Source organism: Microcoleus sp. Pol7_B2, assembly GCF_036701035.1.
Classification (GTDB): Bacteria; Cyanobacteriota; Cyanobacteriia; order Cyanobacteriales; family Microcoleaceae; genus Microcoleus.
The window spans coordinates 21361-35517 of record NZ_JAUBQB010000022.1; the positions used below are offsets into that span (position 1 = coordinate 21361).

At 46.4% G+C, this 14157-nt stretch carries 8 protein-coding genes and 1 other RNA gene; 8 read left to right on the forward strand and 1 reads right to left on the reverse strand.

What is annotated here, in order from left to right:
• Positions 1-515 precede the first annotated feature (515 nt).
• From QUA57_RS11250 to QUA57_RS11265, 4 genes are all read left to right on the forward strand, one after another.
• On the forward strand, positions 516-1547 hold the full coding sequence (locus tag QUA57_RS11250) for a thiazole synthase (protein ID WP_333059442.1): 1032 nt from the start codon (positions 516-518) through the stop codon (positions 1545-1547).
• A gap of 69 nt (positions 1548-1616) precedes the next feature.
• Entirely contained in the window at positions 1617-1784 is a 168-nt protein-coding gene (gene psb34, locus QUA57_RS11255; protein WP_015177107.1) for a photosystem II assembly protein Psb34, read from the forward strand.
• A gap of 545 nt (positions 1785-2329) precedes the next feature.
• Complete coding sequence (locus tag QUA57_RS11260; protein WP_333059444.1) at positions 2330-4624, forward strand: tetratricopeptide repeat protein; 2295 nt, start codon at positions 2330-2332, stop codon at positions 4622-4624.
• Positions 4625-4729: 105 nt separating this feature from the next.
• A complete protein-coding gene (locus QUA57_RS11265) occupies positions 4730-5422 on the forward strand; it encodes a response regulator transcription factor (RefSeq protein ID WP_333059446.1) in 693 nt (230 codons plus the stop codon).
• A 114-nt stretch (positions 5423-5536) separates the two neighbouring features.
• Here QUA57_RS11265 and hemG read toward each other — a convergent pair whose 3' ends face one another.
• Positions 5537-6997 carry a protoporphyrinogen oxidase gene (hemG, locus tag QUA57_RS11270; RefSeq protein WP_333059447.1) on the reverse strand — a complete coding sequence of 487 codons (1461 nt, stop codon included), beginning with the start codon at positions 6995-6997 and terminating at the stop codon, positions 5537-5539.
• A 34-nt stretch (positions 6998-7031) separates the two neighbouring features.
• On the opposite strand from hemG, the gene QUA57_RS11275 reads away from it, so the two are divergent.
• From QUA57_RS11275 to rnpB, 4 genes are all read left to right on the forward strand, one after another.
• On the forward strand, positions 7032-7196 hold the full coding sequence (locus QUA57_RS11275; RefSeq protein WP_333059448.1) for a hypothetical protein: 165 nt from the start codon (positions 7032-7034) through the stop codon (positions 7194-7196).
• A gap of 551 nt (positions 7197-7747) precedes the next feature.
• Positions 7748-11983 carry a PAS domain-containing protein gene (locus QUA57_RS11280; protein ID WP_333059449.1) on the forward strand — a complete coding sequence of 1412 codons (4236 nt, stop codon included), beginning with the start codon at positions 7748-7750 and terminating at the stop codon, positions 11981-11983.
• A gap of 76 nt (positions 11984-12059) precedes the next feature.
• Entirely contained in the window at positions 12060-13238 is a 1179-nt protein-coding gene (corA, locus tag QUA57_RS11285) for a magnesium/cobalt transporter CorA (RefSeq protein ID WP_333059451.1), read from the forward strand.
• A 318-nt stretch (positions 13239-13556) separates the two neighbouring features.
• Positions 13557-13989: RNase P RNA component class A (gene rnpB, locus QUA57_RS11290), an RNA gene on the forward strand.
• The last annotated feature ends 168 nt before the right edge of the window (positions 13990-14157 follow it).

The following is a 14157-nucleotide window of genomic DNA, read 5'->3' on the forward strand; positions in this document are numbered from 1 at the left end:
ACCCATTGACAGTATAATAAAGGTGAATTCAGAATAGATCGAGACAAGTAGAGCCATCTACGAAAATGCAGAATCCCAATATCAGCGATATTATTGTGATGAGATAGCTGGCGGATTTGTGCTAATCTAACGCCACCAAAATCTTAACAATTCGGAATTCTTTCTTACTGAAGTTTTGGCTAAAATAGGGATGAGAGTTAAAATGCTGAGCGAGCAAGAAGTAGAGGGTGTGACAACGCCAGATGCTGAGAGAGACGGTCAGATTTGCGAATTTAAGGAGTTGACAGAAGAGACTTAAAACATCACATATTGAGTTCAAGAACGAATCAGCGGGGCAAAAAGTCAAGGTGTGGCAGTCGTAATTATTCATGTCAATCGAAAAAGTTCCGAGATTTGGAAGATAAACGGCGGCATCAGAAAAGCTTTTTATAGGGACGAAATGCAACTGATTGAAACCATTATATTAGTATTCGCAAGCGAAAACCATCAAAAACTTACTAGGGAGGAATGGGAAAATGAAAGACGTTTTTAAGGAGTTTGAAGAAATTATACAAACCAGCTTAAAGAATAATATGTCGCGAGATGCCAAATTGATGACAGTTGGGCAAATTTTATATGCTGTTACCCGCGACGATCTAACCAGAGAAGAAGGTCGGCAGCTTGAAGAGATGATGGGTGGCAGAGTACACCGGGCAGAGGCACTTGAGAACAGCATTTTTGGCTATCCAGTAGATACAGCCACTAAATCTTTCGATAAACCTCTGGTTATTGCCGGCAAAACTTTTCATTCTCGCTTGATGACGGGGACGGGAAAATATCGCAGCATTGCAGAAATGCAGCAAAGTGTCAACGCTAGCAGGTGCGAAATTGTGACTGTAGCTGTGCGGCGAGTGCAAACAAATGCTCCCGGTCATGAAGGATTGGCAGAGGCTCTTGATTGGACGAAAATTTGGATGCTGCCAAATACTGCCGGTTGTCAAACTGCAGATGAGGCGATTAGAGTAGCTCGTTTGGGCCGGGAAATGGCGAAACTTTTAGGGCAAGAAGACAATAATTTTGTCAAGTTAGAAGTGATTCCCGATGCTAAATATTTGCTGCCAGATCCGATCGGCACTTTGGAAGCTGCAGAACAATTAGTTAAAGAAGGTTTTGCCGTTTTGCCCTACATAAATGCCGATCCCTTGCTGGCAAAACGCCTCGAAGAAGTCGGTTGTGCGACAGTCATGCCTTTAGGTTCGCCCATCGGTTCAGGGCAAGGGATCAACAATGCGGCTAACATTCAAATAATTATTGACACGGTAAATATTCCTGTGGTAGTCGATGCGGGAATCGGAACGCCCAGCGAAGCAGCCCGAGCAATGGAAATGGGAGCCGATGCACTGTTGATTAATTCCGCGATCGCCAATGCCCAAAATTCCCCGGCAATGGCAAAAGCAATGGGAATGGCAGCAGAAGCGGGGCGGATGGCGTACTTAGCAGGTAGAATGCCGATCAAAGATTACGCGATCGCCTCTTCTCCCCAAACAGGCACTGTCACCTCCAAATAAATGGCCGAATTTTCCTGGGCGCTTTTTTGGTACAGTTGTAAACATCAAAAATATTAAGGATTGTGACTGATGCCTTACATCAAAGATGACGATGGACGCCTGAACAACTTTGCTAAAGAGCCGAAGGTGTATGAAGCCGTACCTCCCAACAAAAATCAGCAACGGAACTATATCATCATGGGAATTGCAGCAGCCATGTTGGTCGCGGGTTTGGTGTTTGTGGCTGCTTCCGTCTAAAAGCTGGGCTGAGACTCAAAGCTGATTCAAATCGCAATTTTAAATAATCATTGAACAAACCATGTTTTCCCACCAATGGAAACATGGTTTTTGTGTTTCAATACAAAGCAGGTAGTTGCGACAATCCTGAAGCGTGCCGAGCAAGCTGGAAAGCTAAATAATATCAATTCCGGTTACACCGGAATGATTGGGTGTGGGATGTGGGGAGTGGGCAGTGGCGGAATGTGGAATTATTGACCTTGACTCGATCGTGCCCATCCAACCGGAAACGATATAAGACCAGCAGAAATTTGGTTCTTTGCTCTCGGCTGTCAGCTTCAGGGACTTGGGTTGCACTTAATCACACTGGTTCGTCACCCACATAAAATGGCCAATTGAAAATCTACAATCCTTTAGTCATCACCGGTGCGATTGACTGCCTTCAGGGCTTAGTTGTGAGTTATGAGCGATCGAGATTTCAACTCTCAACTCTACAATCTAAAATCTACAATCCAAAATCTAAAACCTAAAATCTAAAATCTAAAATCTAAAATCGGCTGACCCTGATGTCTATTCCTTCCCAAAAAGTTTCTAGCTCGAACAAGCTGATCTACCAACGCTTGAAACAGGCGATCGACCTCAATTTACGCCGTCAAATTTTTATCGCCGCCTGCGACGACTTGTGCTTGCGGGACTGTCTGGCAGCCCGCTTGCAGACAGAATTAGCAGCAGAGAGCGCAGGCTCCGATCCTCGCTCACCGATCCACTACCCCCGATTTGTCAGTTTGGAACTTGACTTGAGCGATCCAAATCCTTGGGGTTCGATCGCCGCGTGGCTGACCCAACACCCACCGCCGCAAAACAGGGGCAGCTACAGCCCTTTGCCGGGATTTCAAATTCTTGGGGCAGAACACCTGACCAGGCAGTCAGCAGCCGTGCAGTGGTCGTTCCTGAGCTATTTGAGAGACATCGAAGCAAACCTGCAAATGTGCGAGTCTACTGTGTTGCTGTGGGTGTCGCGGCCCTGGCTGAGTTCGATCGAGCACTCCGCGCCGGAATTTTGGCACTGGCGAACCGGAGTATTTGAGTTTGAAGGCGAACCAACTCCAGCTAAGGGAGACTTCGGGCACTTTGATGACTTCGGGAACTCAGGAGACTTGCGAAACCTGCGGGACAACGGAGACTTTGGCAACCAACTTTTAATACCTTCTTTGTCTGGACAATACCCAATTCCCGACGAACAATCCCCAATTCCCGATCGACAATCCCCAATTTCCTATCCCCCGTCCCCAGCGCCAGATTCTAAATCCGTCCAACTGACAGAGGACGAACAATCCCCAATTTCCCATCCCCCGTCCCCAGCGCCAGATTCTAAATCCGTCCAACTGGCAGATTTGGTGCTAGCAGCGGCTTCTGAGGAGTTGGAAGCAGAAAATGATGCCGCATCGGAGGACAATTTTCTGCCGCTGCAAACTCTGCAATACATCGAACTGCTGCAAGAACATCAGTGTTCTTGCGAAGCTTTGGCTTTGGCCTATCACAGTTTGGGGAATTACTACCGCGATCGCATTCTGGGCGGAGACGTTTCAGAGCAAAACCTGACAATCGCCATTCGCGCGATCGAACAAGTGATTGCGTATCTCGACGTTGACAGCAACTCGCAGCAAAATCAACCACTAACTGAGGAATGCGCGCGGCTGATTGCCCAATTGACACAAAATTTAACTCAGTACGCCCAGGAGTCCAACAGCCTACCGCCAATTTCCGATCTGCTCAACGATCTCGGCACTCTCTACTGGATGCTGTCGCGCGATCGCACCAATGCCCTCAACGCCTCAGATCCGGTATCCAGCCTTGAACGCAGCATCGCCCTCTACCTTGAAGGTTTGAACCGAACAGATGCCGAAACCGTACCCCAAACCCGCGTTAGATTAAACAAAAATTTGGGCATCGCTTCGGCCGATTTAGCCCGCTATCGAGACAAGACAGAGAACTTGCAGCACGCAGTTGCAGCTTACCAACAAGCGCTGCTGGATCTAGACCCCGCCGTGGAGCCCCAGCAGTACGCTGCTGCTCAGAATAATTTGGCGACAGCATACTGGAATTTAGCCCAAGATGGTGAGCCGATCGTATATCTCAAAAGCGCGATCGCAGCTTACACCCAAGCCCTCTCCTGCTACAGTCCCGAACGAGAACCCCTCAACTATGCCGGAGTGCAAAATAACCTCGGTACCGCCTGCTGGAACCTAGCCCAGCACGAACCCTCAGAACCCCTGCTAGTCAGGGCGATTTCCGCCTACCGCGAAGCATTGAAATACCGCACCAGAGAATTAGTACCCGCAGCAGCAGCCGCCACCTACAATAATCTCGGTACCGCTTATTGGCATTTGGCGAACCAGTTTCAGCAGAAACGAGCGCGGACGGAATCATTGCAGCAGGCGATTACCGCCTACGAAGCCGCCCTGGATATCGCCGGAGAGCTCGATCGAACCCAACTCACCTTTGACGCCTTGGCCGCCCGCAACAATCTCGGACTAGCCCACTATCAACTAGCCATAGAACCAGATTTTGCCGCTAATAAAGCTGCACAGACAAGCCATCTAGAAGCAGCACTGCACCACCAGTTGCAAGTGTGCGCCGAATGGGGACAACATCTCAATGACAAAGGGTTAACATATGGGGATAAACTCAACCTGCAAGCCCCGGCAAACTCCCAAGCTGCTGATTCCAGGCAAACAGCATTGAGCTATATTGTCAAAACGATTAGAGCTTTCTATAGTGAATGTGGGCTGCCAGGCCAAAATTTAGCCTTATCCAAAGTTCCTGGAGATTTATTGCCTGAAATTTTGCGTAGGTTATAAATAGGGCTATAACTATTAAAAGCTCAATTTTTTCGAGATTTGTATCCAGTTTTCTATTATTATGGCTGAATATTCTTGCCTAATTCTTCAAGCAAACTTGTGGTCATGGCCCCTGTAAAAATCCTTGTGGTTGATGACGACCCGGCAATCCGAAATTTAATTCACCGTTTTTTGAGCCAGCAAGGTTATCAAGTTGAGTCTGGCGAGGACGGTCAGACTGGTCTGGAATTATTTGAGCAACTCAATCCTGACTTAGTAGTTCTAGATGTAAATTTACCTGATACAACTGGTTACAAACTGTGTCAAGAAATGCAAAGACGCACGGGCGTGTTTGTGTTGATGCTGACTGCCCGAACCGATGAAGCTGACAAAATGAAAGGGTTTGCCGAAGGTGCTGACGACTACATTACTAAACCTTTTAGTCTTGTAGAGATTGGAGCTCGCGTTGCAGCAATTTTGAAGCGCAAACGCATTGTTACTCCCGCCGAACAACAAACTCTTACTTTTGGAGAGCTACTAATAGATCCGGTTCGCCGCGAGGTAATTCTCGGCAGTCAGATAGTTGCTTTGACTGCTTTAGAATTCGATCTGCTGTACTGTTTGGCCAGCAAACCAGGTCGCGTGTGGAGGCGATCGGAATTGCTGCATGAAGTGTGGGACTACGAGTATGTAGGAGCCGATCGCGTGGTGGATGTCCATATCGGTCAAATTCGCCGCAAAATTGAACTAGATCCCAATCAAATGCCGATGATTCAAACCGTCCGGGGGGTGGGTTACAAATTTGAACCCACAACCTAGTAACATTCGGCATTGGGCAGCGGATATGAAGGCAGAAGGCTGTAGGTGCGGGTTCACCAATATCTCGGATTAACATACTCGATATTTGTAAACCCGCCCTCCCGACACAATAATTCAGATCGATCGAGTATCTGATTGTTTGTTCTGCAAATACTCGCCCACTTCTCGTGCACGCTCAAAACCCCTTCGCACGCAATCTCCCAAAGCCACGCCGCCAACGTAGTTGCTGCACAAATACAGCCCAGGCAAAGATTTTAAGCCCTCATCGATTTGTTGCAGGCGATCGAAATGACCCAAATTGTACTGAGGAATCGCCCGCTTCCACACATTCACCGCTAAAACTTTGGGCTGTGGCACATCTGGTTTCAGCAAAATCCGAGACAAATCTCGGTGCACCTCCCGAACGATTTGTTCTGAGTCGAGATTGCCAATTTCCGAATCAGTAGCCCCCCCGATGTAACTGCTGAGAGTTTGCCACCCGGCAGGCGCGCGGCCGGCAAATAAACTCGATGTCCAAATCGTCCCCAGAGTGCGAATTCCCTGCCCCCTCGGAATTAAATTTCCAAAACCTACTAATTTTTCCTTGACATCCGACTGCGGATATGCTAGCACAACGCAGGCAACCGTAGGATAAGTAAAAGCTTGTAAAGCACTGCTAACTTTCGGTTGCAGAGGCTGCAACAAATCGGCTGTAACGTAAGCCGGCGTTGTCAAAACCACGGTGCGCGCCTCAACTTCCTGCTGTCCGTCGGGCGTCGAGAATACAGCAATGTAAGTTTCGCGTTCTGTACGCTGGAGGCGAGTCAGGTGCCAATTGAGTTTCACACGATCGCCCAATTGAGCAGCGATCGCCTCCGGCAAAGCCTTCAAGCCCTGTTTGAACGAACCCAACTCCCCCGGTCTAGTCTTAGGAACATTCGGGTCTGCGGGCAATTTTTTCGGTCTTTTCCTAGCAGAAAGCAGCGCCCCCGCCACCAGCCCGCCACCCATATCAGCCATCTTTGCTACCCGGCCAAAAGCCGCCGCCGCGCTAAGTTGTTGCGGATCGCCGGCATAAACCCCAGAAACAAAAGGTTCCACCAACCGCTGCATCACTTCCGTACCGAGATGACGGCGGAAAAATTGAGAAACAGTTTCCTCGTCACCCTGCTGCGAAAGTCCAGCACCCATTGCCGGCGCGACAAACCCCAAAGCCCCGAACAACGCCCGCAGTTTGCCCGGAAAACTCAGTAACTGAGACTGAATCATCGCCGGTGGAGTCATCGGCACCGGTTGCAGCTTTTTTTGCCAATAAACATAACGAGGCAATTTGCGATCGGCAAAAATCAATTCTTGCTTCAATCCCACATCCACAGCCAACTTCATCAATTCTGGCGTCGGCGAAAAACTGTTCGGGCCCTCCTCCCAGAGAAACCCTTCCGCTGTCACAGTGGTGATGTTCCCGCCCACACGTCCCTGACTCTCAGCGACTAAAATCTTCAGCGAGGATGGACTCGTTGCTTCCTTGTGAAGTGCGTGCGCCAAACTCAAACCGCTAATACCCGCACCCACAATTAAGGTATCTAATAGTTCCATATTACATAGAAAAATATCGCAATCTTTATGTTACATGGCTTTGCACGGCTTGCGTTCTTTGCTTCGCGTACTGCCAAACCGCTTTCAGATTACCGAATTGGGAATTGCGAATCGAGAATTGAGAATCGGGAATTGGGAATTGGGAATCGGTAAGCTGTCTGGCATTTCTGAAGCATTTTTCTCGCAGGTTGTGGATTAACCTCTGCCCGCCTCCCCGTCTCTCGGTCTCTCCATCTCGCTTTTGTATCCGCTGGGTCTGGTGTAAAAAAAGAGCATCTGCTGTAATTAAGCTCTATTCCCCAAAATACTATATTCTTTAAAATTTTTGTATTATAGGGAACAGCGCCGAAAATTGCACCGGGAAACGCAGCAGTACAGTGCCCAAAAAGATTTGAGTGGGTTAAACTAACTTTAGGAAAATTTTACAGCTTAAGCAAGTCAGCACCCCGCTCTGAAGAGATGCGGCTTTATGCCCTAATCAAAAGAGAGAGTTGACTTGCGATCGTCTTAACTGATTACGTTATCAAAATTATGGGTGTAAGCTCAAGCTGCTATGCGATCGCGGGTGAAATATTTGAAACGGTAATTGTTCCGTTGAAAATAGATCATAAAAGTACCAAGCGACCCAGTAGCCCTGTGTAGCAATAATCAGTATTCAAGGCGGTTAAAACTGCCTGATGCGTGCTGCCTCGATCGGTCTACAGACACGAGGTTTCCGTAATACTAAGCTTTTCTCATGAAAAAATACCCATGCAGGAAGTTATCAACTCGTTTCAGTCTTTTTTCTCTAACTCTGTTGATGCTTTCCTAGAGTGCGATCGACAGCAAAAGTACCTATCGATCAATCCTGTCGCTGCTGCTTGGATGGGATTGGAGCCTACTGAAATAGTTAACCAAACTAATCAGGAATTATTAAAATTATATCCCAATAATGCTGCTGTCAAAAATATAATCTCGCAGATTGATTCCTGCCTGCAACAAGTATTTATAACCGGGAAAAAACGGCTGGCAATTCATGAGGTGATGGCAGCAGACGGCGGGATTAAAATTTACGAAACGGCTTACACGCCAGCGGTGGATGCCTCTAGCAACCAGATGCGGGTTTTCGGCGTTGGTAGAGATATCACCAGGCACTACCGCTGGCAGCAGCAGAAAACTCAACAGTTACGCCGGTCGAACCATTTACTGTGGTTGAATGCAGCTAACAGTCCGCTGGCAATGGTAGGCTGGGATGAAGATTTTCGGATCGTTCAGTGGTCGAAACGCGCCGAGGAAATCTTTGGCTGGACATCCGATGATATGATGGGCAAGCACTTCGGCGATTTGGCTTTGGTTTGCGAGGAAGATAGAGAGGCTATAAGCGCGATCGAGCTTGAACTAGCCACTGGCAACGGCAATACTTCAATTAACCGCAACTATACTAAAAGCGGGCAGGTAATTTGGTGTCGCTGGTTCAACTCGATTATTCGCAGCGGCGACACTTTTACCGTGCTTTCTTTGGTGGAAGATATCACCGATCGCAAACGATTGGAAGCAGAAAAAGCCCAAGCTTCTCGCCTCACAGCAATGGTAGCCGATGTGGGTATTGCCCTGACCAAACACCCTCAAGATATCCTGCTTCCCTGCTGCGAGGCAATGGTGCGGAATATTGATGTCGCTTCTGCTGAAATTTGGACTTTTAACTCTCAACATAATCTTTGGCAATTGCAAGCAGCCTCGGGAATATACAGTCGCACAGACGATCGGGCTAGCTTTATTGAAAGTAAGGTTAACTCGATCGCCAAACAGCAAAAACCGGAATTTGACTGCGGATTTGAACTGAAGAATTTTGGCTTCCCAGAGGAAGAATCTGCGAAATCAAAAGAGGTACACAGTTCCGAAGTAGCAATTCTCAACACCAGCCAAAAGCCGACAAATTGCCCAATACCTAAGCAAATTCTCACCTTCGCAGGCTACCCTTTGATAGTCGAAGAACGGCTGGTGGGAGTCATGGTAATTATCAGCCGCCAGCCCCTGACAAGACCCTTTCAGGAAACTTTAGCATCGGTTGCGGATGTCATCGCTTTAGGCATCGAACGCAAGCGTGCAGAAGCTGAATTAAAATCAGCTAGAGGCTTCCTCAATTCCGTAGTAGAAAATCTGCCGGTGGGAGTTTTTGCTAAAGATGCTTCTTCGCTGAAATTTGTGCTGTGGAATAAAGCGGGAGAAACGATCGCAGGTGTTACCTCTCAAGAGGCGATCGGCAAAAATGACTACGATATTTACCCCAAAGAACAAGCTGATGTTTTCACTGCTCAAGACAGGGAAATATTGACCGGCGATCATAACCAATCTACTGTTAAAGACATAGCCGAAGAGCCGATCCAAACTCGCCACAAAGGTATGAGAATACTGCACACCCGCAAAGTGCCAATTCTCGACGCCACAGGTCGCCCTCAGTACGTTTTAGGTATTACTGAAGATATCACCGAACGCAGGCAGGTAGATGAAAGCGTGCGCCTCTACGACCAAATTGTCGAGAATATGCAAATTGGTTTGTACGTCTACCATTTAGAAAACATAGACGATGACAGCACCCTCAGAGCGATCGCCTCAAATCCTGCGGCTACCCTATTTACCGGATTAGAAATGGCAGATGTTTTGGGAATGACAATCGACGAGATTTTTCCCCACCTGCGATCGAAAAACATTCCCCAAGCATTTGCTGCGGTAATTCGCAGCCAGAAAGCCGTAGAACTTGAAGATATTGACTGCGATGAAGGCGGCAGAATAACTCGCGCTTTTTCTATTAAAGCTTTTCCATTACCCAGCAACTGCGTCGGTGTTGCTTTTGAAAACATTACTGCTCGCAAGTGCCTAGAACTAGAACTGCAGGCGTCGTTGGAAAAAACCGAACGTTCCGAACAACTCCTACGCACAGTAATAGACAAAACCAGCGACTGGATTTTTGCCAAAAACAAAAATTTTCGCTATATTTTGGCAAACAGGAGTTTCGCTCAAGCGATCGGCAAAACAGTAGAAGAAATAATTGGCAAATCCGATTTAGAGTTAGGATTTTCAGAAGATATCGTCTTTGGGAATTCCGCCCAAAATATTCGAGGCTTCCGCACAGACGACTCTGCTGTACTGGCCGGCGACATCATCCACAATCCCTGCGATGCGGCAACTATTGCTGACGGTTCAGTACATATTTTTGATACCCAAAAACTTCCCCTGCGCGACGCGGAAGGTAATGTATTTGCAGTGCTAGGTTTCGCTCACGATATTACAGAACGACATGAATCCGAAGCAGCTTTGCGTAGAAGTGAATTAAGATTTAGGTCTTTGGTAGCTAATATTCCCGGCGTGGTTTATCGCTGGAAGTGCGATTTTTCTACTAATTTTATTAGCGATGCCGTTTACTTATTAACCGGCTACCCAGCGGCAGATTTTATTTGGCTTTTGGACAGGAGATGCCGGACTTTTGCTAGCATTATTTACCCCCAAGATTTGGCAAAAGTAGAAGCAACTATTCGGCAAGGCATAGAAAACAAAGAGTCTTATAACTTGGAATACCGCTTGCTAGCAGCAGACGGCACGGTTAAATGGGTGTGGGATAAAGGTTCTCCTGTGTTCGACACAGATGGAAACGTTTGCTATTTGGACGGGGTGATTTTTGATATTAGCGATCGGTACTACGCTGAGGAAGCATTGCGCCAAAAAACTTTAGAGTTAGAAGCAGTTTTTCGCGCTTTGCCTGATTTGTATTTTCGACTAGATGCTGACGGTATAATTGTGGATTATTTGTCAGGAACTTCTTCGAGTTTATACGTACCTCCAGAACATATTATGGGTCAACGAATGACAGACATATTGCCACACAATGTCGCCTGCCAATTTGCCCAAGCAATCTTTGAAATTTCCGAAACAAGAAATTCCATCGATATAGAATATTCGCTTTCCATGCCAGAAGGAGAAAAAACTTATGAAGCCCGACTGTTGCCGTTTAATTCAGATCAGATTATTATTCTCGCCCGCAATATTACCAAGCGCAAACAAGCCGAAGCTCAATTAAAACATAAAAATCGCCAGCTAGAGCAAACATTGAAACAATTAGGCAGGACTCAAGCTCAACTAATTCAAGCGGAAAAGATGTCGGGTTTGGGACAGCTCGTGGCGGGAATTGCTCACGAAATCAATAATCCTGTCAGTTTTATTTACGGTAATATCACTTACGCTAGTGAGTATGCCAAAAACTTGCTGGAACTGTGCAGTTTGTATCACGCACACTACCCGGAACCTGTTGCTGTTATCCAAGATTTGGCAGAAGAAATAGAACTGGAATTCATGAAAGATGATTTCCCGCATCTGCTGACTTCAATTCAAACCGGAGCCGAGCGAATCCGTCAAATAGTTCTGTCTTTGCGTAACTTTTCCCGGCTGGAAGAATCAGATATTAAGCGTGTTAACATTCACGAGGGAATAGACAGCGCTCTGTTAATTTTGCAACACAAGATTAAAGAAAATGGCAGGAATCGTCCTATTCAAATAGTTAAAGAATATGGGGAATTACCACAGGTACAGTGCTACGTGGGGCAGTTAAATCAAGTGTTTATGAATATTTTAAATAATGCTATTGATGCTTTAGCGGATGTCAGGAATAGGAAGTTGGAATTGGCGAGTTATTCAGAAGAAGAACGGCAAGATTTTGCTAGTTTACCTTTAACTTGCGACACATTGCCGTGGATTCGGATTCGCACGGAGGTTCTGGAGAACAATCGGGTTGCGATCGCAATTTCCGATAACGGGTGTGGAATGGCAGAGTCTGTTAAATGTCGGGTATTTGACCCGTTTTTTACTACTAAACCAGTAGGCAAAGGTACAGGCTTGGGACTGTCTATCTCCTATCAGATTGTGGTGGAAAGACACGGAGGGACGCTGCAGTGCATTTCCGCGCCGGGAGAGGGAACTGAATTTGCGATCGAGATTCCAATTCGGCAGAGGTAATGAGTCATTGGTAATTGGTAGTTGCACAATAAAAATGATAATCTAATTAAAGGTTGTAAAAGTCAGGAATATTAGCATGGTATACAAAAGCATACATACTTCTAATGCCGTTGCCAAACCAATTAAAGAAGAAGATGATGATGATTCATACGTTGACTATTTTTATGACGATCAGGGGGCTCCGCCGGGAACTCTCGACTTAGAACCCGATGCGCCGCCTCCCGAGATTGTATTAATTGACTATTGCGAAACAGCAGCTACTCGCGCCCACTTGGCAAATCCTCGAGAAGGTGCTGCGTATTTAGATACAGCATCTGTTTCTTGGGTGGATATGTTGGGATTGGGAAACAAAGAAACTTGGCGGGAAATGGCCGAAGTATTTAATTTGCACGTAATGGCTCAGGAAGATGTAGTTAATGTTCCCCAGCGACCGAAAGTTGTAGATTATGAAGAACACATTTTAATCATTGCTTGGATGGTGATGCTTCATCCAGAATCAGATACTTTTCATAAAGAACAAGTAAGTTTTATTTTGGGCAAGCATTACCTGCTAACTGTTCAGGAAGAACCGGACTATGATTGTTTTGGTCCCGTGCGCGATCGCATTCGTAAAGGACAAGGAATAATTCGCAAACACGGAGCTGATTATCTGGCTTATACTCTGTTAGATTCGATTATAGATGGATTCTTCCCTGTATTAGAAGTTTATGGAGAGCGCATTGAAGAATTAGAAGATGAAGTGGTGCTGAACCCTACCCGCAAAACCCTGGAAAAAATCTATAAAATCCGGCGAGAATTGCTGACTCTGCGCCGCGCCATTTGGCCGCAGCGGGATGCAATTAATGTTTTAATTCGAGATAGCAGTGATTTAATTAGTCCAGAGGTGCGAATTTACCTGCGCGACTGTTACGATCACACAGTGCAGGTGATGGATATGGTGGAAACATATCGAGAGTTGTCGTCGGGTTTGATGGATGTTTACTTGTCTTCGGTTGGTAATAAAATGAATGAAATCATGAAGTTGCTGACTGTGATTTCGAGTATTTTTATTCCTCTAACTTTTGTGGCGGGAGTATACGGGATGAATTTCAATACAGAGAAATCGCCCTGGAATATGCCGGAACTGAACTGGTATTTTGGCTATCCCCTGTGTTGGGCAATTATGCTAGGTATCGCTTCTGGTTTAGTTTACTTCTTCTGGAAACGCGGCTGGTTTGATAATTTTTCTACTGTGAAAGAGGACTCATTAAAGTAACCGAATTGAAGATTTGAGATTGGGGAGTGAAGATTGAATAATTAAAAATTATGTGAGGTAAAAAGGTTTCGTGTCCCTAGTTAAATCCGTGCCATAAATCCTTACATGATAATTCCCAACTCTTCAGCTCCCTGATTCGTCCGTGAGTAAATTTAAGGGGAGTTGCATAGAAATTTAAGTGTTGGGCGGGCTTTCGGTTCCACCGTACAAGAGTTTGAATAAACACAAATGTCCAAATTAAGTGGGCGGCAAGTTAAAATCTTCAATCTCAAATCTTAGATTGATTGACGAACGATCGCGTACAATAAATCTGGGGAAAAAGTAGGCGCAGGCGGTTGCGGATGAGCGAAAGCTTGTCTGAGGAAAGTCCGGGCTCCCGAAAAACCAAACTTGCTGGGTAACGCCCAGTGCGAGCGATCGTGAGGATAGTGCCACAGAAAGATACCGCCCACCGATTTGAGATTTGAGATGTGAGATTTGAGATTGAATCAAAAATCAAGCATCGACAATCGCAAAGTGTTAGGGGTAAGGGTGCAAAGGTGCGGTAAGAGCGCACCAGCAGCATCGAGAGGTGCTGGCTCGGTAAACCCCAGTTGGGAGCAAGGTCGGAGGAACTATGGTTGGTTTTTTACCAGTTCCGTTTTTTGGTACCGCTTGAGGCGTCTGGTAACAGGCGTCCCAGATAGATAACTGCCCTCGAAAACTGCTTGCAGTGGAGAGAACAGAACCCGGCTTATGTCCGACTTTTTCCCCCCCATTTAATTAAAATTACCGGTTGGGAATAAGGTCAACAAATCCTTTCGACCTGTTTTATGTTGGGAAAGGTGTGCACTGCACACCCGGAGGAAGATTTTGGGTAAGGTGCACCATAAGCACCCGGAGAAATATTTAGTTTTTTAAATAAAAAAATATTAATATG

Bases quoted from the DNA above. Each gene is read 5' to 3' on its own strand.
- QUA57_RS11250 (WP_333059442.1), top strand. From the start codon at position 516: ATGAAAGACGTTTTTAAGGAGTTTGAAGAAATTATACAAACCAGCTTA.
- psb34 (WP_015177107.1), top strand. From the start codon at position 1,617: ATGCCTTACATCAAAGATGACGATGGACGCCTGAACAACTTTGCTAAA.
- QUA57_RS11260 (WP_333059444.1), top strand. From the start codon at position 2,330: ATGTCTATTCCTTCCCAAAAAGTTTCTAGCTCGAACAAGCTGATCTAC.
- QUA57_RS11265 (WP_333059446.1), top strand. From the start codon at position 4,730: ATGGCCCCTGTAAAAATCCTTGTGGTTGATGACGACCCGGCAATCCGA.
- hemG (WP_333059447.1), bottom strand. From the start codon at position 6,997: ATGGAACTATTAGATACCTTAATTGTGGGTGCGGGTATTAGCGGTTTG.
- QUA57_RS11275 (WP_333059448.1), top strand. From the start codon at position 7,032: ATGGCTTTGCACGGCTTGCGTTCTTTGCTTCGCGTACTGCCAAACCGC.
- QUA57_RS11280 (WP_333059449.1), top strand. From the start codon at position 7,748: ATGCAGGAAGTTATCAACTCGTTTCAGTCTTTTTTCTCTAACTCTGTT.
- corA (WP_333059451.1), top strand. From the start codon at position 12,060: ATGGTATACAAAAGCATACATACTTCTAATGCCGTTGCCAAACCAATT.